Source organism: Corallococcus exercitus (genome assembly GCF_042231735.1).
GTDB lineage: Bacteria > Myxococcota > Myxococcia > Myxococcales > Myxococcaceae > Corallococcus > Corallococcus exercitus_B.
This window is the reverse complement of the sequence record NZ_CP102577.1, coordinates 6,550,400-6,573,240: the sequence shown is the minus strand read 5'-3', so window position 1 is coordinate 6,573,240 and position 22,841 is coordinate 6,550,400. Positions and strand designations below refer to the sequence as shown.

Genomic DNA, 22,841 nt, shown 5'->3' with positions numbered 1-22,841 from the left:
ATGACCCTCGTCGGCTGGTCGCAGACCCTGCTGTTCTTCGCCCTGGTGCTCGCGCTGACGAAGCCCGTGGGCCTCTACCTCTTCCGCGTCTTCGAAGCGGAGGCGCCACCCCTGCCGCGCGTGCTCGGTCCCGTCGAGCGCGCCCTCTTGCGCCTGTGCGGCGTGAACCGTGAACAGGAGCAGACGTGGGGCCAGTACACCGCCGCGCTGCTCGCCTTCAGCCTGTTCAGCCTGCTGGGGGTCTACGCGCTCCAGCGCTTCCAGCACGTGCTCCCCTTCAACCCCCAGGGACTGCCCGCCGTGGGCCCGGAGCTCGCGTTCAACACCGCCGCCAGCTTCACCGCCAACACCAACTGGCAGTCCTACGCGGGCGAGTCCACGATGAGCTACGCCACCCAGATGCTGGGCCTGACGTGGCAGAACTTCACGTCCGCCGCCGCCGGCCTGGGCGTCGCGCTCGCCCTGGCGCGCGGCCTCACCCGCCGCCCTGGCCCGGAAGGCCGCAAGACGCTGGGCAACTTCTGGGTGGACCTGGTGCGAGGCACGCTCTACGTGCTGCTGCCCCTGAGCTTCATCACGGCCCTGTTCTTCGTGTCGCAGGGCGTGCTCCAGAACCTCGCGCCGTACCCCACGCACACCGCCGTGGAGGGCGTGAAGCAGACGCTCGCGTTCGGGCCCGTGGCCTCGCAGGAGGCCATCAAGATGCTGGGCACCAACGGCGGCGGCTTCTTCAACGCCAACAGCGCCCACCCCTTCGAGAACCCCACGCCCCTCACCAACCTGGTCCAGCTGCTGCTCATCTTCGTGCTGCCCGCGGGCCTTACGTACACCTACGGCAAGATGACCGGCGACACGAAGCAGGGCTGGGCCCTCTTCGCCGCCATGTCCGTCCTCTTCCTCGTGGGCGCTGGCGCCAGCTACGCCGCCGAGTCCCAGCCCAACTCCGCGCTCGTCTCCGCGAGCGTCGCCCAGGACGGCAACCTGGAGGGCAAGGAGACGCGCTTCGGCGTCGCGGCCTCCACGCTGTTCGCCACCGTCACCACCGACGCGTCCTGCGGCGCGGTCAACGCCATGCACGACAGCTTCACGCCGCTGGGAGGACTGGTGCCCATGGTCAACATGCAGCTGGGCGAGGTCATCTTCGGCGGCGTCGGCGCGGGCCTCTACGGCATCCTCGTGATGGCGCTGCTCGCCGTGTTCATCGCGGGCCTGATGGTGGGCCGCACCCCGGAGTTCCTGGGCAAGAAGATCGAAGCGCGAGAGATGAAGCTCGCCATGCTGTACGTGCTCGTCTTCCCGCTCGTCATCCTGGGCCTGTCCGCCGCGGGCGCCGTGCTCCCGCAGGGCACGGCGTCCCTCAACAACGCGGGCCCCCACGGCCTGTCGGAAATCCTCTACGCGTTCACCAGCGGCGTCGCCAACAACGGCAGCGCCTTCGCGGGCCTCAACGCCAACACCCCGTTCTGGAACCTCAGCCTGGGCGTGTCGATGCTCGCGGGCCGCTTCCTGATGATGGTGCCGGTGCTGGCGCTGGCCGGTTCGCTGGTGGGCAAGAAGGTCGTGGCCCCCGGGCCAGGCACCTTCCCCACCGGAGGCGCGCTCTTCACTGGTCTGCTCGTGAGCGTCGTCGTCATCGTGGGCGCGCTGACGTTCTTCCCCGCTCTGTCCCTGGGCCCCATCGTCGAGCACTTCCTCGGCGCGGCCGGAAAGGTGTTCTGAACATGGCCCCCGTCAGCAAGCAGGCCTCCCTGCTGGACCCGGCGCTGCTCAAGCCCGCCGTGTGGGAGAGCCTCAAGAAGCTCCACCCTCGCGACGTGGCCCGCAACCCGGTGATGTTCGTGGTGTGGGCCGGCAGCCTCCTCACCACGGTGTTCGTCCTCAAGGACCTGGTGGCCCGCCAGCCGGACAGCGCGCCGGTCTGGTTCACCGTGTCGGTGATGCTGTGGCTGTGGTTCACCGTCCTCTTCGCCAACTTCGCCGAAGCCGTGGCGGAAGGCCGGGGCAAGGCCCAGGCGAGCGCGCTGCGCCGCATGCGTCAGGACACCCAGGCCCGCCGCCTCACCGACGACGGCCGCGAGGAGCGCGTCGGCGCGCCCGCCCTGCGCAAGGGCGACCGCGTGGTGTGCGAGGCCGGCGACGTCATCCCCGGCGACGGCGAGGTGGTGGAGGGCATCGCCAGCGTGGACGAGTCCGCCGTCACCGGCGAGTCCGCCCCCGTCATCCGCGAGTCCGGCGGCGACCGCTCCGCCGTCACCGGCGGCACCAAGGTGCTGTCCGACCGCATCGTCATCCGCATCAGCGTGGACCCCGGCGAGTCGTTCCTCGACCGGATGATTGGCCTGGTGGAGGGCGCGGCGCGGAAGAAGACGCCCAATGAAATCGCGCTGCACATCCTGCTGGTGGGCCTCACGCTGGTGTTCCTCCTGGCGTGCGTGACGCTGGTGCCGCTGGCGCTCTATTCAGGCGTGCCGCTGTCCGGCACCGCCGTGGTCGCGCTGCTCGTGTGCCTCATCCCCACCACCATCGGCGGCCTGTTGAGCGCCATCGGCATCGCGGGCATGGACCGGCTGTTGCGCAAGAACGTGCTCGCGCTCAGCGGCCGCGCGGTGGAGGCGGCGGGGGACGTGGACACGCTGCTGCTCGACAAGACGGGCACCATCACCCTGGGCAACCGCATGGCCACGGAGCTCTTGCCCATGCCGGGCGTGCGCGTGGAGGAGCTGGCGGAGGCCGCGCAGCTCGCGAGCCTCGCGGACGAGACGCCAGAAGGGCGCTCCGTCGTCACGCTGGTCAAGGACACGTACAAGATGCGGCCTCGCGAGCTGCGCGCGCATCAGGCCACGTTCGTCCCCTTCACCGCGCAGACGCGCATGAGCGGCTGTGACCTGAGCGACCCGCGGCCCCGGAGCATCCGCAAGGGCGCGGTGGACGCCATCGTGCGCCACGCGCAGGCGCAGGGAGGCACCGTGCCGGAGGAGCTGACCCAGGTCGCTGGACGCATTGGCGACGCGGGCGGCACGCCGCTCGCGGTGGCGGAGGGCGCGCGGGTGCTGGGCATCATCCACCTGAAGGACGTGGTGAAGGGCGGCATCCGGGAGCGCTTCGACCGCTTCCGCGCCATGGGCATCCGCACGGTGATGATCACCGGCGACAACCCGCGCACCGCGGCGGCCATCGCGCGAGAGGCCGGCGTGGACGACTTCCTGGCGGAGGCGACCCCGGAGGCCAAGCTCGCGCTCATCCGCGCGGAGCAGGGCAAGGGCAAGCTCGTGGCCATGACGGGCGACGGCACCAACGATGCGCCAGCGCTCGCGCAGGCGGACGTGGGCGTGGCGATGAACACCGGCACCCAGGCCGCCAAGGAGGCCGGCAACATGGTGGACCTGGACTCCAACCCCACCAAGCTGCTGGAGGTGGTGGAGGTGGGCAAGCAGCTCCTGATGACGCGCGGCACGCTGACGACGTTCTCCATCGCCAACGACGTCGCGAAGTACTTCGCCATCCTCCCGGCGCTGTTCATGGGAGTCTTCCCCCAGATTGCCCCGCTCAACATGATGGGGCTGACGTCGCCGTTCAGCGCCATCCTGTCCGCCGTCATCTTCAACGCGCTCATCATCGTGGCGCTCATCCCGCTGGCGCTGAAGGGCGTGCGCTACCGCCCGCTGGGCGCGGCGGCCCTCTTGCGCCGCAGCCTGCTCCTCTACGGCGTGGGCGGCGTCATCGTCCCGTTCGTGGGCATCAAGGTCATCGACGTGCTGCTCACCACCGTGGGCCTGGCCTGAGCACGCAAGGAAAGGAACACATTCATGGTCTCCGCGCTCCTCCCCGCCCTGCGCGCCAGCGCTGTCACGCTGGCCCTCACGGGCGTGCTGTACCCCCTGACCGTCACCGGCGTGGCGCAGGTGCTGTTCCCCCATGAGGCCAACGGGTCGCTCGTGAAGGACGACCGGGGCCGGGTGGTGGGCAGCGCGCTCATCGCCCAGGGCTTCACGCAGCCGGGCTACTTCCAGCCGCGTCCCTCGGCCGCCGGCACGGGCTGGGACGCGACGGCCTCCGGCGGCAGCAACCTGGGCCCCACCTCCCAGAAGCTCCGCGACCGTGCCGTGGCGGAAGCGGACCGGCTGCGCCGCGAGAACCCCGAGGCTGAAGGCCCCGTGCCCGGCGAGCTGGTCTCCTCGACGGGCTCCGGCCTGGACCCGCACGTGTCTCCGGGGGCGGCGCTGTGGCAGGTGGCCCGCGTGGCCAGGGCACGCGGCGTGGACCCGGCGCGGGTGCGCGCGCTGGTCCAGTCCCGGGTGGAGGGCCGGACGTTCGGCGTGCTGGGCGAGCCCCGGCTCAATGTGCTCATGTTGAACCTGGCGATGGATCGCCAGTTCGGCGTCTCCGTCTCCACGCCCGTGGCGCCCGCGGGTGTCGCGGAGCCTGGCTCGGGGCCCTGAGGATGAACCTCCAGCGGGTAGGGAGCCTGACATGACGACGCGGCGTCCGCGCGCGGAGGACTTCCTGGAGCTGGTGGAGCGCGGCCGGCGCGGCCGGCTGAAGCTCTACATCGGCTTCGCGGCGGGCGTGGGCAAGACGTTCCGCATGCTGGAGGAGGCGCACGCGCTGAAGGCGCGCGGCGTGGACGTGGTGCTGGGCTTCATCGAGACGCACGGCCGTCCGGAGACGCAGGCCCTGGTGACGGGCCTGGAGGTCGTGCCCCGCCAGCGCCTCACGTATCGCGACGTCACGGTGGAGGAGCTGGACCTGGACGCCATCCTCGCGCGCAAGCCACAGGTGGCCATCGTGGACGAGCTGGCCCACACCAACGCGCCCGTGTGCCGCCACCGCAAGCGCTACCAGGACGTGCAGGAATTGCTGGCCGCGGGCATCAACGTCATCGGCGCCTTCAACGTGCAGCACCTGGAGAGCCTCAACGACCTGGTGGAGCGCAACACCGGCGTCACGGTGCGGGAGACCCTGCCGGACAGCTTCCTCAAGACGGCGGATCAGGTGGTGAACCTGGACCTCGCGGTGGAGGACCTGCACGAGCGGCTCAAGGCGGGAAAAATCTATGCGCCCGACAAGGTGCCGCACGCGCTGGAGCGCTTCTTCACCGGCGACAACCTCTCCACCCTGCGCGAGCTGGCCCTGCGTGAAGTGGCGGAGAGCCTGGACCGCGCCACCACGGGCAGGCAGGCCCGAGCAGGCGAGGACGCAGCCCAGAAGGGCGGCGCATGGGGCCGCGTGCTGGTGGCCTTGTCCAGCAACCCACCGCGCGCGGCGACATTGCTGCGCCGGGGCTCGCGCATGGCGGGCCGGCTCAACACGGACTGGTTCGTGGTGTACGTGGAGACGCCGCGCGAGGCGCCGAACCTCATCGACGCGGAGGCGCAGCGGCACCTGCTGACGAACATCGAGAAGGCGAAGGAGCTGGGGGCGGAGGTGGTGCGCCTGCGCTCCAGCGACCCCGTGGCGGCGCTCCTGGACTTCGCGCGCTCGCACGGCGTGGGGCACATCATCATCGGCCGCTCGAACCAGGCGAAGTGGCGCCAGCGGCTGGGGCTGACCGCGGACGCAAGGCTCCTGCGTGAAGGGGAGGGCTTCGACATCCACGTCGTGTCCTTCGAGTCCCACGAGGAGAAGCGCTCATGACGCTGCGCTCGCGGCTGCTGCTGGCCCAGGTGCCGCTGGTGGTGGCGCTGCTCGTCCTGGGCGCCACGGCCGTCATCACCCTGGCGCGCGTGGGCCGCTCCGGCCAGCGGGTGCTGGAGGACAACTACCGCAGCGTGCTCGCCACCCAGCGCATCACGGAGCAACTGGAGCGCATGGACAGCGCCGCGCTGTTCATCGTCGCGGGTGAGCGCGAGCGAGGCCTGGCCCAGCAGGCCGCGCAGCGTCCTCCGCTGGAGACGGAGCTGGGCGTCCAGCAGGGCAACGTCACCGAGCCCGGGGAAGCGGAGGCCACGCAGCGGCTGCGCACCGCGTGGACGAGGTACCGCGAGGCCTTCGACGCCTTCCTCCAGGAGCGCGACCCGGAGGCCGCGCGCACGCGCTACTTCGATTCGCTCTCCCCGGCCTTCCAGGAGGCGAAGTCCGCCGCGTCGTCCATCCTCGCGCTGAACCAGGACGCGATGATCCGCAAGAACGACCACCTGCGCCAGCAGAGCGAGCGGGTGAACACGCTGATGGTGCTCGCGGTGCTGGCGGCGCTGGGCTTCGGCCTGTTCTTCACCACGTCGCTGGTGCAGCGCGCGCTGCGCCCGGTGTCCGTGCTGTCGCAGGCGGTGCGCCGCCTGGGGCAGGGCGACGGAGAAGCGCGAGCGGTGGTGGAGGGACGGGACGAAATCGCCTGGCTCGCGCGCGACTTCAACACCATGGCGGAGCGGCTGGGGCAGTACCGCAAGAGCAGCCTGGGAGAGCTGCTCCAGGCGCAGGCGGTGTCGCAGGCGGCCATCGACAGCTTGCCCGACCCGGTGCTGGTGCTGGGCGCGGACGGGGGGCTGCTCAACGTGAACGCCGCGGCGGAAGAGGCGCTGCGCCTGCGGCTGGACGACGGCGGGGACGCGCTGGGCCGCGTGGAGCCGGAGGTGCGCGCGGTGCTGGAGCGCGTGCGAGCCCACGTCGTGGGCGGAAGGGGCGCGTACCAGCCCCGGGGCTACGAGGAGGCCGTGCGGGTGGAGGCGTCTCCGGAAGGCGGCCGGTGGCTCCTGCCGCGAGGCAGCCCGGTGCACGGCGAGACAGGAGACGTGGTGGGCGCCACGCTCATCCTCCAGGACGTGACGCGGCTGCGGCGCTTCGATGAGCTGAAGAACGATCTGGTGGCCACGGTGGCGCATGAGTTCCGCACGCCGCTCACGTCGCTGCGCATGGCCATCCACCTGGTGGCCGAGGGCGTCGTGGGGCCGGTGACGGAGAAGCAGGCGGACCTGCTCTTCGCGGCGCGCGAGGACTGCGAGCGCTTGCAGGGCATCGTGGACGACCTGCTGGACCTGTCGCGCATCCAGTCCGGGCAGCTCCAGCTGGACGTGCGGGAGGTGCGCACGGAGGAGCTGGTGGAGCACGCGCTGGCCGCGCAGCGCGCGCTGGCGGAGGACCGGGGCGTGCGTCTGTCGCAATCCCTGTCACCGGACGTGGAGACGCTGCGCGTGGATCCAGACCGGCTGCACCTGGTGCTGGGCAACCTGGTGGGCAACGGCGTGAAGCACACGCCCCAGGACGGCGAGGTGTCGGTGCACGTGTCGCGCGACGGGACCCACGTGCGCTTCGAGGTGCGGGACACCGGCGAGGGCATCCCCGCCCAGGAGCAGGCGCGCATCTTCGAGAAGTTCTACCGGGCCCCGGGAGCACCGGCGGGAGGCGCCGGCCTGGGGCTGTCCATCGCACGCGACATCGTCCAGGCCCACGGCGGCGAGCTGGGCGTGGTGAGCACCCCAGGGCAGGGCAGCACCTTCTGGTTCACGCTGCCGCAGCCTGAACAGGGCTGAAGCGGCGTCACACCGGCGCGGACGCCTCCAGCTGGCGCATCGCTTCCTTCCGCGCGTCGGACGCGGAGCGGATGATTTCAGAGCTGGACAGGCCGAACGCGCCCGAGTCCATCTTGCGCAGCCGGGGCAGCACCTCGCGCTCCTCCTCCGCCATGTGTTGCGCCACCACGGCCTCCAGCTGCCGCACCGTGGCCTCGCGGCGGCGCGCGTCGTGACGCATGTGCAGGAGCTCGGAGAGCAGCTGGGTCATCTCCCCGTGCTCCTCCACCGCGAAGTCGATGTGCGGCCCGTCGACGACGCTTCGCGCGACGGGATACACCCAGCGCTCCTCGATGGTGCTGTGCAGCGTGAGCGTTTCGGCCAGGCGCAGGCACAGCTGCGGCTTCTCGTCGTCCGGGGCGTGACGCCACGCCTCGAAGAGGGCCTCGGCGTCGCGGTGCTGCTGGATGAGCACGTCGATGAGGTTCATGACAAGCCAGGGTCTTCACGCGCGTGCCAGGGCGCAATCCACTCACGAGGGCGAGTGTCCCTGCACGCCTCGCCCTCCGGGACCAGGCCTGCATGCACTGGCGCACAACCCCGCGTGCGTCACACGTCCGCTTCGTACTTCTTGCGCTTGCGCCACAGCGTCGACGCGTCGATGCCGAGCAGCCGGGCCGCCTCGTCCAGCGTCGGCACGGAGGCCATCACCCGCAGGATGTGTTCGCGCTCCACCTCTTCCAGCGTGTGCGGCCCGCCCAGGCTCACCCCCGGCCCCACCGCGGACGCGATGCGCTCCGGGAACGCCTGCGGCTCCACCACGCCGGACGCCCCCACGATGAGCGCCCGCTCCAGCGCGTTGCGCAACTCGCGCACGTTGCCCGGCCACGCATAGGCCTTCAGCATCGCCTCCGTGGCGGGCGACAGCTCCGGGGCCGGACGCCGCGAGGCCTTCGCGAAGAAGGCGACGAAGCGGCGTGCCAGCGGGATGAGGTCCTCCGGCCGCTCGCGCAGGGCGGGAAGCTTCACCTCCAGGACGTTCAACCGGTACATCAGGTCCTCGCGGAAGCGCCCCTCCGCCACGTCCTTCTCCAGGTCGCGGTGCGTGGCCGCCACCACCCGCACGTCCGCCTTGCGCGTGCGTGCCTCGCCCAGCCGTTCGAACTGCTTCTCCTGGAGGAAGCGCAAGAGCTGCGCCTGGAGCGACGGGCTCATCTCCGCCACCTCATCCAGGAAGAGCGTGCCCCCTTCCGCCTGCTCCACGCGTCCCGGCTGGTCCTTCACCGCGCCCGTGAAGGCGCCCCGCGCGTGGCCGAACAGCTCGCTCGCCAGCAGCTGTTCGGACAGGGTGGGGCAGTTGATGGTGACGAAGGGCCGCTTGCGCCGCGCGCTCATGGAGTGCAGCGCCCGCGCGAGCACCCCCTTGCCCGTGCCGCTCTCCCCGCGCAGCAGCACCGCCGCGTCGGACGTGGCCGCGCGCGTGATGAAGCCGATGACCGCGTGCATGGCCGGCGACGCCGTCTCCAGCGTGGCCTCCGGCACCGCCTGCGCGAGCTGCCCCTCCAGGTCCCCCAATTGCGAGGACAGCTCCCGCTGCGCCTTCGCGCGCTCCAGCACGTGGCGGATCTGCGCAGGGGTGAAGGGCTTGGGCAGGTAGTCGCGCGCGCCCCGCTTCACCGCCTCCACGGCCGTGTCGAACGTCGCGTAGGCGGTGATGAGGATGACGTCCAATGCCGGTGACTCGGCGAGCAGGCGGGGCAGCAGCTCCAGGCCGGACGCGTTGCCCAGCCGCAGGTCGACGAACGCCAGGTCCGCCGGCCCCTGGGCGAGCGCGGCGAGCGCGGCCTCCGGTGTCGCGGCCTCGCGTACCTCGCAGCCCAGGCCCTCCAGACACACGCGCAGGGTGTGGCGGATGTTTCGCTCGTCGTCCACCACGAGCACCCGCATGGGGCGCTCCACCGCCTCGGCACTGGCATGCACTTCCATGGCTCCAGTCTAAGAGCACGCCCTGTGCCGGGCCCGTCTGTCGGATGCCGGGCGGCGCAAGCCACGGGGGCGCATCGCATCCGGCACGGTGCGCCCCGGAAGGCGGTTGCAAGGTGCAACGCGGGACGGGCTGGTGTCTGCTGCGGCGCGGCCGTGCGGCTGGCACGCGCCATGGATGGAAGGGAGCCCATGCGCAACGAAGGGACGCCTCCGGATGAGGGGGGCGAGGACAAGAACATCTTCGCGAAGGAGCTGGCCCCACCCACCAGCATCTGGCTGCGCAAGGGCACCTGGCTGGGGCTCGTCTTCGTGGCGATGGTGGGCGTCTTCATCTGGCTCCAGGGCGGGGACGACCGCGCGCTGAGCGCCATGGCCCCCTCGCAGCGGGAGGCCCTCTTCACGGAGACCCGCGACGAGTTCCGCCTGCTGTGCCTGGTGGACGGCGGCGCCTCGCGCTGGCCCAAGAAGTGCGCAAGGCACGCCGCGTTCCTGGTCCGCTTCTCTGAGTGTGATGACGCATGCCGCCGCGAGGTGGAGCCCTTCCTCCCCCAGCCCACGCGCTGAAAAAGTCGCCCGGGGCTGATCGCACGCGGGTGTGTGCGGCGTCCCACATCTGACGTGGGGCATCCTCCGCCACGGGTCCCACCTGTCAGGATGAAGTGTCCCGCATGACCCTGCGGGGCAATGCCGACTCGTTTGCAGGATATTTCAAGGGACGCGGGCTTGAGTCGGGGGGAGAGGTGTTGTCTATCCTACGTGTCCTGACGATGCCTCGGCCGTCGGGGGCCCCGTTGGGCCGCGGAAGGATGAGCGACATGAGCTGGCGCAGCAGGCCCGGCGCGGGTGCACGACCGTGCTTCATCGGGATGGGTGACGTGGGCCCGCGAGGGGGTGTGTGATGGCGTTGAGGCTCAAGCAGAAGATGATGGTGCTGCCGGTGGTGGCGGCGGCGTTCCTGGTGGCCATCGTGACGGTGACGGTGGTGCTGGGCGCGCGCACGCGGGACGCCTCGGAGCGCATCGGGTCCAGCCTGGCGCCGTCGGTGAGTCAGGCGCAGACGTCGCGCGCGAGCTTCGCGGCGTTGCACCAGGACGTGGGCGACGCGGTGGCGCTGCACGCGGTGCAGCAGCAGACGCTGGACGCGCAGGTGACGGAGCTCCACAAGGGGCTCACGGCGCTGCGCGCGCTGCCGGACGTGGACGGTCCGAAGGTGGAGGCGCTGCAGGGCGCCTTCGCGCGCTACTGGCAGGAGGCGTCGCAGGTGGTGGCGCTGGCGGCCCGGAACGAGGCGGGCGCGGAAGCCGCGCTCGCGAAGCTGGAGCCCGCGTACCGCGTGGTGCATGACGGCCTGGAGTCCATCACGGCGCAGCAGGAGGCGTCACAGCGCGAGGCCTTCATGGAGGTGTCGTCGCTGCACGGCACGACGCTGACGTGGGTGCTGGTGCTGTCGCTGGCGTGCATCCTGGCGCTCGCGGTGGCCACGGTGTGGCTCTTGCGCGAGGTGACGACGCCCCTGGCGCGGCTGACGGCGACGGCGACGCGCATCGTGCGCGAGGGCGACCTGTCGCTGGCCATCGACACGAGCGCGCAGGACGAGGTGGGCGAGCTGGCGCGCAGCATCCAGTCGCTGATGACGCGGCTGGGCTCGGTGCCCAACACGCTGCACGCGGTGGTGACGGAGCTGACGGCGGCGGCGGCGCGGCTGAACGCGGCGAGCCACGAGCAGCTCAACTTCCTGACCAGCCAGTCGCGCAGCCTCACCGAGGCCAGCTCCACCATCGCGGAGATCGCCCAGACGTCCGGCATGGCGGCCAGCCGGGCGGAGATGGTGCTCAAGGTGGCGGCGCAGGCGGACGCGTACAGCGCCTCCGGGCAGGTGTCCATCGAGCGCAGCGCGGAAGGGTTGCAGCAGATCCGCGCGCGGGTGGGCGCGCTGGTGGGGAGCATCGGCGTGCTGTCCGAGCAGGCGGTGCACGCGGGTGAAATCATCGGCAGCGTGAAGGACCTGGCGGACCAGTCCAACGTGCTCGCGTTGAACGCGGCCATCGAGGCGGCGCGCGCGGGCGAGGAGGGCCGGGGCTTCGCGGTGGTGGCCAAGGAGATGCGGGCGCTCAGCAGCCAGTCGCTGCAGAGCACGCAGCGCATCGGGAAGATCCTCCTGGAGATCAACCAGGCCATCCGCGAGACGGTGGGCATCGCGGAAGGGGACAGCCAGAAGATGGAGGAGGGCATTGAGCAGGTGCTCGCCTCCGCGACGACGCTGAAGGACATCACCCAGGTGGTGCAGGAGAGCAGCCAGGCGGCGCGGCAGATCGTCGCCTCGGTGACGCAGCAGAACGCGGGCATCACGCAGATGACGGAAGTGGTGACGCAGCTGTCGGAGATGATGAGCGACGTGGTGATGGCCACGAGCAACGCCGAGCAGGCGGTGGGGCAGATCAACACGTCCCTGGGCAAGCTCCAGGAGCTGTCCACCACCTTCCGCGTCTAGCCGTCCGCAAGCGAAGCCAGCAGGGCCCACGGGCCGCTCCGGATGCACGGGGCGGCCCGTCGTGCTTCAGACGCCCTTGAGGATGATCCGCTTGTTGCCAAAGACAGCGGAGATTTCGAGCTCACCCCCCATGGCTTCCACCGCGCGCCGGAGCGTGGAGAGCCGGTGGTCCTCCCGGGCTTCGGTCTGGGAGAGCTGGCCCTGGGAGATGCCCATGCGTTCGGCGAGCTGCGTCTGCGTGAGTCCCGCGAACTCGCGCACCTCGCGCAGGCTCATCTCCAGAAGCTCCTGCTCGACGCGCGCGTCCTGCGCCTTGAGTTGCTCCGGCGTGAACTTCTCCTGGCGCAGCTTCTTCCAACTGTGGAGCTTCATGGCGTCGTCTCCTCGCGCTTCTTCGACTCTTCATGAAGACCCGCGGCGCTCTCCCAGAGGTAGCGCAGCCAGATCTTCTCTGCCTGGGGGATCATCCGCTCGTAGAAGCGCTTGTCTCCGGTCTTGTCTCCCCCGAGGAGCAGGACCGCATCCCGGGTGGGATCAAAAGCGTAGAAGACCCGGATGGGATGCCCGCCGGATTGGATGCGCAACTCCCGGAGCGGTTGGGCGGTGCCCTTGAGTTGGCTGCTGTATGGGTACCCCAGCGCGCCCCCCTTCGCGGCCAGAAGTTCCACCACATGGTCCACGGACCGCGCAGTGTCCTCGTCGAGCGCGAGGAACCAGTCCCTGAACTCGTCGGTTCCGACGACTTCAGTCTGGTGAGAAGGAATATCATTCCTGGATGATATCCCGTCAAGATGATGGGGGGATGCCTTGGTGCGCTTGGAATGGGACAGGTCGCGTGCTCCCGTCGAGTGAACGGCGGGAGACGCCAGGCCCTACCTCTGACGTCATTCAGGGATGCGGCCGCCCGGATGGCTGATCCTTTCAGCGCGCGGTGTCAGGTGTAACTTGTATGCTACGCCTCCGGACTGAGCCTGGAGCCCTGCCATGACCCCTACGGGATTCGACCGCTACTTCGAGAAGAAGCTCAAGCGCCCGGCCTTCGCGGAGGCGTACGCGAAGGCACGCGCGGAAGTGGACGCGGCGGACCGGCTGATTCGCGCCCTGGATGCGCGGCGCGAGGAGGCGGGGCTCAGCAAGGCGGACCTGGCCCGCAGGGCGGAGACCCCGCCGGAGGTCGTGCGCCGCCTGTTCACGGCGCCCTCTGCGAACCCCACGCTGTCCACGGTCACGAAGCTGGCCGCCGCGCTGGGCTGCCGCCTGCAACTGGTGCCGGCCCCCGCTCGTCGCAAGGCGGTGCGGCCCCGGGCCCCCGCCCCCCGCGTGCGCCGCAAATAGCAGGCGCCTCAGCCGGCCCACACGCTCCGGGGACGGCGGCGCTGGTACTCGTCCCGGAGGGCGCGGACCTTCGCGTAGTCGGACTCCGAAATCACGGTGCGGAACGCCTTCGTCTTCCCGGTCAGGAGGACGAGGCTCGGGTCGCCCAGGCCCAGTGCTTCACCCTCCCGCTCCAGGAGGCAGAAGAGCCGGTAGTGACGCCGGCCCCTGCCATCCGCCCGGACCTCATGGAGGCCCGCCATGGCGCCGTGCATGGCTTCCCACTTGCCCCCACCGCTGAAGGCGGGCGGCGGTGCGTCCGCCACGGCCTTCACGACGGCGAGCAGTTTCGCGCTGACCGTGTCCGGACAGGCGTCGAGGAAGTCGCGGGCAGGCACGGCCCGCGCCGGGTCGTCCTCCGGATGGCGCTGGAAGAAGTGGATCCGCCAGGGCTGGGCGTGCTTCGGGTGGGGCAGGGTCGCGTGCTCCCGTCGAGTGAACGGCGGGAGACGCTAGGCCCTACCTCTGACGTCACTCGCCCTGCATCAGGCCCGTGATGCTGCCGTCCGGGTGGACGGTGACGCGGCGGGCGGCGGGTTCACGCGGCAGGCCCGGCATGGTGAGCAGCTCTCCGGTCAGCGCCACCAGGAAGCCCGCTCCCGCGGACAGGCGCACCTCGCGCACCGTCAGCGTGAAGCCCCGGGGGCGGCCCGTCTTCGTCGGGTCGTCCGACAGCGACAGGTGCGTCTTCGCCATGCACACCGGCAGCCCCGCGCCTCCCAGCGCCCGCGCCGTCTCCAGGTCCTTGCGCGCCCCCGGCGTGAAGGCCACGTCGTCCGCGCCGTACACCGTGCGCGCGATGGCGCGGATCTTCTCCTCCGGCGTCTGCTCCAACGCGTAGAGGAAGCGCGGCTTAGGAGGCGCCGCGTCCGTCGCGTCCAGCATCGCCAGCACCGTGTCCGCCAGCTCCAGCGAACCCTCGCCGCCCCTGCCGAAGCCGTCGCATACGGCGATGCCCACGTTCCGCGCCTTCGCGAACGCGCGCAACTCGTCCAGCTCCGCTTCCGTGTCCTGCGGGAAGCGGTTCACGCACAGCACCGCCGGCAGGCCGAAGGCCGTCACCGACTCCAGGTGCTTCTCCAGGTGGCTGAAGCCCTTGAGCAGCGCCTCGCGGTCCGGCTCCGCCACCCGCGCCGCCGCCGCGCCGCCGTGGTGCTTGAGCGCCCGCAGCGTCACCACCAGCATCACGCCCCGGGGCCACACGCCCGCGCTGCGGCACTTGATGTCCAGGAACTTCTCCGCGCCCAGGTCGAAGCCGAAGCCCGCCTCCGTCACCACCTCGTCCGCGTACGCGAGCGCCAGCCGAGTCCCCACCACCGACGAACACCCGTGCGCGATGTTGCCGAACGGCCCCGCGTGCACGATGGCCGGCCCGCCCTCGCGCGTCTGCGCCAGGTTCGGCATCAGCGCGTCCTTGAGCAGCGCCACCATGGACGCCGCCGCGTTCACGTCGTTCGCGCGCACCGGCGAGCCGTCCGCCGCCTGCGCTACGACGATGCGCCCCAGCCGCGCCTCCAGGTCGTGGAGGTTCTCCGCCAGCGCCAGGATGGCCATGACCTCACTGGCGGCGGTGATGTCGAAGGACGTCTCGCGCGGCACGCCGTTCGCCTTGCCGCCCAGCCCCACGATGACGTTGCGCAGGAACCGGTCGTTCATGTCCATGGCGCGGCGCCAGCGCACCCGCGTGCCCTCCAGCGCCACCGGGTGGCCGTAGTACACGGCGTTGTCCACCAGCGCGGACAGCAGGTTGTGCGCGCTGGTGATGGCGTGCAGGTCGCCGGTGAAGTGCAGGTTGATGTCCGCCGCGGGCTCCAGGCTCGCCTGCCCGCCGCCGGTGCCGCCGCCCTTCACGCCGAAGACGGGCCCCAGGGACGGCTCGCGCAGTGCCGCCACCGCCTTGCGGCCCCGCTTGCGCAGGCCCATGGCCAGCGCCACGGACATGGTCGTCTTGCCCTCGCCCGGGGGCGTGGGGTTGATGGCCGACACCAGGACCATGCGGCCCTGGCGCGAGCTGCGGCCCAGGGCGTCCAGGGACACCTTGGCGCGGTCGCGCCCCCAGGGGAGGACGTCTTCCGGCGCGAGACCCAGCTCGGCGCCGACTTCAGTGATGGGACGGAGCGTCATGGCGGGGGACTCTCCGCGCCAACCCGGACGCGGTCAACGCTCGCGACACGGGGGGCAGGCAGGCGCTCGCCACGGAGCGGTTCCCTGGGAGGAGGGCGGGTGGGAGGATGCAGGCGCAAGGCGGAGCTTTGGGAGCGCCATGGAATAGGCGGCCGGGAGTTCCGTCAGGGAGAGCATCATGAACCGCATTCTCGGCATCGCATCGGTGGGGTTGGCTTCGCTGGCGCTCGGGGTGGCCCTGTGGGGGCCTGGGAAGTCGGAGGCCCCTGTCACCCAGGACGCGCCCCGCGTGCAGGACTCGACGGCGGACGTCCGGGCGCTCCAGACGCGCGTGAAGGCGCTGGAGGAGACGGTGCAGCTCTTGTCCCGGCGGCTGATGGCCTTCGAGCAGGGCGGTGGCACGGCCTCGGCGGGCACGGGCGGTCCTCCGCCCGCGGGCCTGGAGGCGGAGGTCGCGAAGCTGCGCGAGGAGATGCGCGGCATGATGGTGGGCGAGGCGCTGAGCAACGACAGCGCGAAGCAGTCGCTGAAGGAGCTGATGCGCACGGTGCAGGAGGAGCAGCGCACCGAGCAGCGCCAGCAGTGGCAGCAGCAGGTGGACCAGATGCGCGTGCAGGCGGAGACGGAGCGCTCCGAGCGCCTCAAGACCTTCATCACCAACGCGCGGCTCGACTACAACCAGGAGCAGACGCTGAACAGGGTGATCCAGGCGGAGGACGCCAAGCGCCGGGAGCTGACGTCCTCGATGGCGGGGGGCCGGCCGGGGCGTGACATGCGCCAGCAGATGCGCGACCTGCGCACGCAGACGGACACGGAGATGCAGAAGGTGCTCAGCGCGGAGCAGATGACGCAGTACCAGCAGATGCGCCGCGAGGACATGGGCGGGCGCGGTGGCGGTCCCCGCGGCGGCCCGATGGGCACCGGGGCCGGCTGGGAAGCGCGCGGCACCCCCGGGCAGTAGCGGCTCAGCCCAGGCGCAGGACGTCTTCGACATCGAAGGCGTCCGCCAGGGCCGCGGTGGGACTATCGCTCCGCGAGGGCTTCGAGCTTCGACAGCCACTGCGCGAAGTGGGGACACGCGGCGCGGATGGCGGCAAGCCCGATGTCCATCACCGCCAGTGGGCCATGCAGGGTCTTCTGGTAGCCGGGAGAAACGGCCAGGACGCGCTTGGAGGGAGCTGTGTCTGGATGCTCGTTGATCTCCTCGGGTGATGGCACCCCTGCTCGGATGATCTGGAGCTTCGCGATCTCGTCAGGAGTGAAGGAGAGCGAGCAGCGACTTGGATCGGCGAACAGCATCGCTTCGAACTCGTGCAGCGCCAGGTAGGGCAGGAACCGGGGATGACGGATGTCCTCGGCGAAGGCGCGCTCTACATGCTCGACGCGGGCGTAGCAGTTGCCGGAGGGACGGGTGGAGAGCCCGGGAAAGTCCTTGGGCAGGCCGTAGTAGTCGAGCATCGACGTCACGCACGATGCCCCTGTATCGCCAAGCAAGCGCCGCAGGTCTCCCTGGACGAGCGCGTACTGGGGAACGCCGCCTTTGAAGCTGCCGCCTTCCTTGACGTACTTGGTGACCACCAGCCGAGGAATGAGTGCGAGTCCTCGTGAGAGCACGTAGGGCGCGAGCACTTCGCGGACGAAGGTTTCTTCGGTCTGTCCCTCGACGAGAATGAGGACGCGCTTCATGGCTCAGCCCGGACGACCGCCAAGGACGTTCTTCTCCCAGAGCTCTCCCAGGCTGTAGCTCTCCAGCCAGGACACTGTTTCCTCCGCGGTGGGGCGGTGGAAGGTGGACGCGCGGTCCTGTCGGTCCACGATGACCAGGTCCTCCGGCGTGAACTGGTTCACCAGCGTCACGGACTGGGTGGAGAGGATGATCTGAGACTTCAGGGATGCGCTGCGCACCATGCCAGCGAGGAGCTGGATGGCGTAGGGGTGCAGACCCAGTTCTGGCTCATCGATGATGATCATCGGTGGGAGCTCAGGTTGGAGCAGGAGCGTCGCGAGGCAGATGAAGCGCAGCGTTCCATCCGAAAGCGCGTGCGCGTTGAAGTAGTCGTCGGAGTCGCGCTCGGACCACTCCAGCAGGATTTTCTGTTCGTTGAGTGGGTTGGGGCGCAGGCGGAAGTCGTCGAAGTAGGGGGCTGCAAGCCGGACTGTCGCCACGATGCGGCGGTAGCTGTCAGGGTGCTTCTCTCGAAGGAGATAAAGGAACGCAGCGAGGTTCGAAGCATCCGCGCGGAAGGCTTCATTGTCATCGATGTTCTGAGTCTGCTTCAGACGGGCGCCCGAACTCGTGTCCTGGAAGTGGTAGACCTTGAGTCCATTGAAGATCGTGCCGATCTGGACGAGGAGTTGTTTGGCCTCGATGAGGCCAGACCGGAGCTCCGGGGAAGCCTTCGCGGACAGCTCCGTGAAGATCTCTTGCAGGTCCGGTTCGTGCTTGAGCGACCAGGCCGCTTCGTTCAGAGAACGCTGAGGCGCCGTCAGCTGTAGGGGATCGAGCCCCGTGCGGAGCGGGAGCGTCACGGACTCATTCGTAATGATGAAGGAGTCCTCATCCGTGGGAACCAGATCGAACTGGTGCGCGGTCCGTTGCTCGGAAAAGGAGAGCTTGATGCGGAGGTGCGCGGTTCGTTTACGCCTGTGGTGTAGCAGAGTGTCTGCCCCGCCCGCCTGCGCGACGTGCTGCTGGAGCCGTCCCTCCCGCATTCGCTGGAGCAGCGTGAACACGGAGATGAAGTTGCTCTTCCCCGCGCCGTTCGCGCCAATCAGGACGTTGATGGGACGCAGGTCGAGCGCCATCTCCCGGATGGACTTGAACCCCGCGACTTCAATCCGCTCCAGCGTAGGCATCGTCCACCCACCTTACGACGTCAGTCCCTGAAACAGCCACGCCGCGAAGCTCCCTCGAGAGCTCCGCGGCGCGCGTAATGCTCACAGACACTCCCGGCGGCTACTTGCCGAAGATGCCCCGGAGCTTCTTCTTCGCCTCTTCCTCGGCGCGCTGCTTGGCCTTCTCCTGCTCGATGCGCGCCTGGTCCTCCAGCTTCTTCTTCTCCTCGTTGGCGCGCGCCTCCAGTTCCTGGCGCTTCGCCTCCGCTTCGGCCTTGGCCTTGTCCTGACCGCCCGTGAGGACGTCCTGCACGGCCTTGCCCTTCTCACCCAGCACGCCGCTCAGCGCGGCCCCTCCGGCCAGCTTCAGGATGGTCGTCGCCGCCGGCTTCACGTCGATGCCCGTCACCTCCGGGCTCCACGCCTTGCCCGAGATCTTCAGCCCCACCGGGATGGCCTCCGCCGGCGTCACCTTGCCCACCGTCAGCGTCTTGATGGTCGCGGGCGTCAGCGACACGCCGCCCGTCAGGTCCAACGTGCCGTCCAGCCCGATGCCGCCGTCGAAGCTCATCGCTGCCTCCGGCCGCGTCCAGGTGATGGGCTTGCTCAGCTGCGCCACGCCGTTCTTGATGGTCACGCTGAAGGGCAGGTCCCCACCCAGCGACGTCACGTCTCCGCCCTTGAGCGCCTTCGCGAAGGGAATCGCCTTGGCCAGCGGCCCCGTCACGGACGACACCAGGTCCTTGCCCAGGAACGTGCCCTCCAGCAGGTTGCCGTTGATACCGCCCAGCAGCGTCTGCTGCAGCTTCTCCGGCGTGTAGCCCACGCCCTGCACGTCCACGTTGCCGTTGAACTTGCCCGTCAGCACCTGCTTCGGCGTGCGCGCCGCCAGCGCCTGCGCCACCTCCAGGCCCTGCACCTGCACCTTCGCCGTGAAGGGCCGGGCCTCCGGCGCGGGCCCCAGGCGGATGGTCGTCCCGTCCGCCACCACCTTGCCGCCGTAGATGCCCGTCGAGAACTTCTCCACCGTGATGAGGTCGTCCACCATCTTCACCACGCCCGTCACGTTGGACAGGTCCATCGCCGTGTAGCGCAGCGACGTGATGGCGAACTGGATGTCACCCCGGTAGCCGTTGAAGCGATTGGCCTCCACCGGCGGCTCCGGCGGCGGCTTTCCGCCCGTGCGCGCCAGCACCTCCTCCTCGCTCATCAACAACTTCTCCGCATCCAGCCGGGCGGCCTTCACGTCCGCCTTGAACGTCGTCGTCGCCTTCTTGCCCGTGCCCGCGAGCGCCACCGTGGCGGTGCCCGTCACCGTGTCCTCCAGCGCGCCCAGGCTCATGCGGGTGACGTTCACCGTCATCCCGCTGCCCGTCTTCGCCGGCGCGTACGTGCCCACCGCCGCGACCTCCAGCCGCTGCCCCGGCGCCTTGTTCACCAGCAGGCCCGGCCGCATGTCCACGCCGTTCAGGTCCGCCTTCGCGTCGAAGTGCAGCGCGCCGCCGCTCGCCGCCGCGCCCGTCACCTTCGCGTTCAGCTTCATCGCGCCGCCCGCGTCCTTCGTCAGCTGATCCGGCACGCGCAGCCGCACCGGCGTCAGGTCCACCGCGATGTTGAGGGCCTGCGCGTCCTGCGTGCCGCTGCCGCGCACGTCCAGGCCGATGGGGCCGGCAATCATCCCGTTGAGCTGCTTGCGCAAGGGCGGGTAGTACTCGGCGAGCACGGCCGGGTCCAGGTTGCGGCCCACCAGCTCGAAGCCCTCCACCGCGGGCTTGTCCGTGAGCAGCCCCTTCACCTTGCCCTTGCCCGTGATGGCCGCGGGGCCCAGGTCCAGCTTCAGCTTGTCCAGCGCCAGGTCACCCGTGGCCATGTCGCCCGTCACGTCCGTGTCGAGCACCACGTCCAGCGCCTTGCCGCCCTCCGACCCCGCGAACTTCATCCCCAGCGCCTTGATGACGCCCACGACCTTGGTGGGGCCCTTGCCGCCGGGCACCGCGCCGCCCAGGTCCGCCTTCCAGTCCGCGTCCAGCGTGCCCGCCTGCAGCCCCACGTCCGGGGGCAGGAACGGCCCCAGCGGCGACAGGTCGATGTGCTCCGCCTTCAGCGTCACCTGCTCCGGCGTGGGCACCAGCGTCGCGGGCAGCGGCGCCGCCGCGAGCGTCATCTTGAGGTTCTGCTTCTCCGCGAGCACCGCGGCCGCCAGGTCCACCTTCAGGGGCTGGCCCACGCGCAGGTCCTTCACCTCGATGTCCAGGTCCTTCACCGCCAGCTCGCGCGCCTGGGCGCCCGCCGCGCGGTCCACGAAGCGGATGGTGCCGTCGGTGAGCGCCGCGCGCTCCACGTGCACGCCCGACAGGTCCGTGGGCTGCGACTCCTCCTGCGGCGTCTCCTCCTTGGGCTGCTGCTGGGCCAGCTTCTCCTGGAGCCGCTGCACGTTGGTGGTGCCGTCGGCCAGGCGGATGACGTTCACGGTGAGCCCGGACACCTCCGCGTTCTGCACGCGGATGTCCTTGCCCTTCGACGTGATGAGCGGCATCGCCGCCACGCTCACGTCCACCTGCTTCAGCTCCGCGAGCGGCAGGTCCTCACCCTCCGCGGGGCCCACGGTGACGTTCTCAATCTGCGCGCCGACGTGGGGAAAGAGCTTCGTGGAGATGTCGCCAATCTCGATGGGGCGCCCCAGCTTCTGCGAGTACGTCGCGGCCTGGTCGCGCGCCGTCTTCAGCAGGATGGCGTCCAGGCGCCACAGCACCACCGCCACGATGGCGATCAGGAGGACGAGGATGCCTCCCAGCACATACGGCCAACGCTTCTTCTTCACAGCCGCCACGGTTCCTCCTCCGTCGGGAGAGCGGTCGAACGCTTAGCGCAGCGCCAAGGGGGCCGCACCTCCCATGCGCAGAGGGAGGTTGTAAGCGTGACGGTCAACTGCCGGGGGAAAGTCACACTCCCGTCGACCCTTGCATCTAGGCACGAACAGGCCCCCCAGGAAGGGGTGGCCGCGTGCTTTGGGGACGCAGGAGTCCGGGAGCTTTCAAGGAATCATGGGATTGAGGCGGTGCGCTACAGGTCGATGACCTCCGGCTCCGTCCCGGGCGCGGGCGGCGCGTCCCCCTGGCCCTCCAGCAGGAAGCCCCAGGGCGCGTAGACGTTCCCTCCGGTGAAGGCGTCCACGTAGAGCACCACCGGCGTCTCCAGCCCGTCGTACGTCACCTCGAAGATGGACAGCCGGCCCTGGCCCTGGCCCTGGCCATCCACCTGGGTGAACTCGCAGCAGTCCCCCATGCGGCGCCAGGCCACGGGCTGCCCTTGCGGCCCGCGCAGGATCTTGAAGTACGCCATCACGCCCTTGTCGCCCCAGCCCACGCGCACCGGGTTCTCCGGCCGGGTGCCGTAGGTCAGCGGATCCGGCCGCTTTGGCATCAGGGGCTCGGTGCGGCGCATCACCTCCTCCATGGACGTGCCTGGGGAAGCGCACGCCGTCAGGAGCAGCAGCGCGGCGGGGACGAATCGGAACAGGGACATCGGGACCTCCAGCTCGGCCTTCGGAAACGCCGCAAGCTGGCGTCCGCTCCGGTTCCGGCGCATCCCGTCCCCCCGGACGGACCGTCCTTCGGGAAACGCATCCCCCGGGCCAGCGCACACGCGCAAGGTCCCGGGGGGAAGGACGGCCAGGCTCTCTGTGCTTCAGCTGATCGACTTCAGGTCCAGGCCCAGCTCATGGCGGTAGCGCTCGAAGCACCGCGCGCCCGCCGTCAGCCGCAACAGCGCCCCTTCCGCCAGGGGCCGCGCGCACGCGGGGTTCGCCGCCACCAGCGGCCGCAGCACTTCCTTGTTCCACGTCTCCGAGTGCTTCACGTCCAGCGTGGAGTGCAGCGCGTAATAGCGCCGCACGCGCATGTCGAACCCCAGACGCTTCAGGCCCTCGTTGACGCACGCGGTGCGGCCCGGCGCCGTCTCCTCCACGATGCCCAGCGCGCCCACCGCGTGGAACGCGTAGCGGCGGTTGAACGCGAACGCGCAGAGCAGGTTCGCCAGCGCGTGCGCTTCCCACACGGTGTCCTCGTCCGTGGGCCGCAGCCCCAGCTTCGCCGCCATCTCCGCGAGCATGGGCCCGTGCATCGCATCCTCGCGCCCGCGGCCCATCTCGTCCCAGTAGTTGCGCGCCAGCTCCAGCTTTGCCTGCGTGGGCAGCTGCAGCTGCGTCAGCGCCACCAGGTCGTCGAAGCCGGCCTCGCCCGCGACCTCCTGCGTGAGGAACCAGTTCATCTGTTCACGCGTGGCCTGCGTGGCCAGCCACGGGAACAGCGGATCATGCTGTCCGGGACCGGACTCCTTCAGGTCCTCGAACCACGCGATGAACCCGTCCGCGTCCTCCGGGGCCTCCGCGGCCCAGGCCGCCACGCGCTGTCGCTCGGCTTCCACGTACTCGCCCTCGAGCAACCGCAACTGCGTCTCTTCCTGCACGGCTGCTCGCCAGCCCTCGGTCGGAAACCCCGGAGCCAGTCGTGCGCGGTTGAAACGCAAGAGGGTCCGGTGAAGCCGTTCAGACAGGCGTGCGTCCTCCGTCCCCGCTTCCCCAGCCA

The 22,841-nt window shown here is 70.2% G+C and carries 20 protein-coding genes; 9 read left to right on the top strand and 11 right to left on the bottom strand.

Annotated elements, in window-relative coordinates; genetic code table 11:
• From kdpA to NR792_RS26105, 5 genes are read left to right on the top strand one after another with little or no spacing between them, the layout of a single operon-like run.
• Complete coding sequence (kdpA, locus tag NR792_RS26125) at positions 1 to 1,719, top strand: potassium-transporting ATPase subunit KdpA (protein WP_375755407.1); 1,719 nt, start codon at positions 1 to 3, stop codon at positions 1,717 to 1,719.
• A gap of 2 nt (positions 1,720 to 1,721) precedes the next feature.
• Positions 1,722 to 3,782: a potassium-transporting ATPase subunit KdpB gene (kdpB, locus tag NR792_RS26120; protein WP_375755406.1), complete on the top strand. Its 2,061-nt coding sequence runs from the start codon at positions 1,722 to 1,724 to the stop codon at positions 3,780 to 3,782.
• Between the two features lie 24 nt (positions 3,783 to 3,806).
• Positions 3,807 to 4,439: a potassium-transporting ATPase subunit KdpC gene (gene kdpC / locus NR792_RS26115; protein ID WP_375755405.1), complete on the top strand. Its 633-nt coding sequence runs from the start codon at positions 3,807 to 3,809 to the stop codon at positions 4,437 to 4,439.
• A 31-nt stretch (positions 4,440 to 4,470) separates the two neighbouring features.
• Positions 4,471 to 5,634 (top strand): sensor protein KdpD, encoded by a 1,164-nt coding sequence (locus NR792_RS26110; RefSeq protein ID WP_375755404.1) that lies wholly within the window; start codon positions 4,471 to 4,473, stop codon positions 5,632 to 5,634.
• Positions 5,631 to 7,466, top strand: coding sequence for an ATP-binding protein (locus tag NR792_RS26105; RefSeq protein ID WP_375755403.1), 1,836 nt, complete (start codon positions 5,631 to 5,633; stop codon positions 7,464 to 7,466). Before NR792_RS26110 ends, NR792_RS26105 begins: the two co-directional genes overlap by 4 nt.
• Positions 7,467 to 7,473: 7 nt before the next feature.
• Here NR792_RS26105 and NR792_RS26100 read toward each other — a convergent pair whose 3' ends face one another.
• Positions 7,474 to 7,935 (bottom strand): hemerythrin domain-containing protein, encoded by a 462-nt coding sequence (locus NR792_RS26100; RefSeq protein ID WP_375755402.1) that lies wholly within the window; start codon positions 7,933 to 7,935, stop codon positions 7,474 to 7,476.
• 119 nt (positions 7,936 to 8,054) lie between these two features.
• Positions 8,055 to 9,392, bottom strand: coding sequence for a sigma-54-dependent transcriptional regulator (locus NR792_RS26095; RefSeq protein WP_375761693.1), 1,338 nt, complete (start codon positions 9,390 to 9,392; stop codon positions 8,055 to 8,057).
• A 228-nt stretch (positions 9,393 to 9,620) separates the two neighbouring features.
• Here NR792_RS26095 and NR792_RS26090 point away from each other — a divergent pair, with 228 nt between their 5' ends.
• Together NR792_RS26090 and NR792_RS26085 are read left to right on the top strand one after the other, a co-directional pair.
• Positions 9,621 to 9,995 carry a hypothetical protein gene (locus tag NR792_RS26090; protein ID WP_375755401.1) on the top strand — a complete coding sequence of 125 codons (375 nt, stop codon included), beginning with the start codon at positions 9,621 to 9,623 and terminating at the stop codon, positions 9,993 to 9,995.
• Between the two features lie 334 nt (positions 9,996 to 10,329).
• On the top strand, positions 10,330 to 11,922 hold the full coding sequence (locus tag NR792_RS26085; RefSeq protein WP_375755400.1) for a methyl-accepting chemotaxis protein: 1,593 nt from the start codon (positions 10,330 to 10,332) through the stop codon (positions 11,920 to 11,922).
• Positions 11,923 to 11,988: 66 nt separating this feature from the next.
• Here the strand turns inward: NR792_RS26085 and NR792_RS26080 are convergent, their stop codons facing one another.
• Entirely contained in the window at positions 11,989 to 12,294 is a 306-nt protein-coding gene (locus tag NR792_RS26080) for a helix-turn-helix domain-containing protein (protein WP_375755399.1), read from the bottom strand.
• Positions 12,291 to 12,686 (bottom strand): type II toxin-antitoxin system RelE/ParE family toxin, encoded by a 396-nt coding sequence (locus NR792_RS26075; RefSeq protein ID WP_375761692.1) that lies wholly within the window; start codon positions 12,684 to 12,686, stop codon positions 12,291 to 12,293. Before NR792_RS26075 ends, NR792_RS26080 begins: the two co-directional genes overlap by 4 nt.
• 220 nt (positions 12,687 to 12,906) lie before the next feature.
• Here NR792_RS26075 and NR792_RS26070 point away from each other — a divergent pair, with 220 nt between their 5' ends.
• Positions 12,907 to 13,257 carry a DNA-binding protein gene (locus NR792_RS26070; protein ID WP_375755398.1) on the top strand — a complete coding sequence of 117 codons (351 nt, stop codon included), beginning with the start codon at positions 12,907 to 12,909 and terminating at the stop codon, positions 13,255 to 13,257.
• An 8-nt stretch (positions 13,258 to 13,265) separates the two neighbouring features.
• Here the strand turns inward: NR792_RS26070 and NR792_RS26065 are convergent, their stop codons facing one another.
• Together NR792_RS26065 and NR792_RS26060 are read right to left on the bottom strand one after the other, a co-directional pair.
• The gene (locus NR792_RS26065) at positions 13,266 to 13,634 is read right to left on the bottom strand and encodes a hypothetical protein (RefSeq protein WP_375755397.1); all 369 of its coding nucleotides are present in this window, start codon (positions 13,632 to 13,634) and stop codon (positions 13,266 to 13,268) included.
• Positions 13,635 to 13,767: 133 nt separating this feature from the next.
• Positions 13,768 to 15,420: a formate--tetrahydrofolate ligase gene (locus NR792_RS26060; RefSeq protein ID WP_375755396.1), complete on the bottom strand. Its 1,653-nt coding sequence runs from the start codon at positions 15,418 to 15,420 to the stop codon at positions 13,768 to 13,770.
• A gap of 178 nt (positions 15,421 to 15,598) precedes the next feature.
• Here NR792_RS26060 and NR792_RS26055 point away from each other — a divergent pair, with 178 nt between their 5' ends.
• Positions 15,599 to 16,381, top strand: coding sequence for a hypothetical protein (locus NR792_RS26055; protein ID WP_375755395.1), 783 nt, complete (start codon positions 15,599 to 15,601; stop codon positions 16,379 to 16,381).
• A gap of 62 nt (positions 16,382 to 16,443) precedes the next feature.
• Here the strand turns inward: NR792_RS26055 and NR792_RS26050 are convergent, their stop codons facing one another.
• The 5 genes from NR792_RS26050 to NR792_RS26030 all read right to left on the bottom strand — a co-directional run bounded on the left by NR792_RS26050 (position 16,444) and on the right by NR792_RS26030 (position 22,704).
• Positions 16,444 to 17,106: a DUF4276 family protein gene (locus tag NR792_RS26050; RefSeq protein ID WP_375755394.1), complete on the bottom strand. Its 663-nt coding sequence runs from the start codon at positions 17,104 to 17,106 to the stop codon at positions 16,444 to 16,446.
• 3 nt (positions 17,107 to 17,109) lie between these two features.
• Positions 17,110 to 18,276, bottom strand: a complete 1,167-nt coding sequence (locus tag NR792_RS26045; RefSeq protein ID WP_375755393.1) for an AAA family ATPase — start codon at positions 18,274 to 18,276, stop codon at positions 17,110 to 17,112.
• Positions 18,277 to 18,376: 100 nt separating this feature from the next.
• Positions 18,377 to 21,085: an AsmA family protein gene (locus NR792_RS26040; protein WP_375755392.1), complete on the bottom strand. Its 2,709-nt coding sequence runs from the start codon at positions 21,083 to 21,085 to the stop codon at positions 18,377 to 18,379.
• Between the two features lie 233 nt (positions 21,086 to 21,318).
• Positions 21,319 to 21,780, bottom strand: coding sequence for a fibril protein (locus NR792_RS26035; protein WP_375755391.1), 462 nt, complete (start codon positions 21,778 to 21,780; stop codon positions 21,319 to 21,321).
• A gap of 162 nt (positions 21,781 to 21,942) precedes the next feature.
• Positions 21,943 to 22,704 carry an iron-containing redox enzyme family protein gene (locus NR792_RS26030; protein WP_375755390.1) on the bottom strand — a complete coding sequence of 254 codons (762 nt, stop codon included), beginning with the start codon at positions 22,702 to 22,704 and terminating at the stop codon, positions 21,943 to 21,945.
• Positions 22,705 to 22,841 lie beyond the last annotated feature (137 nt).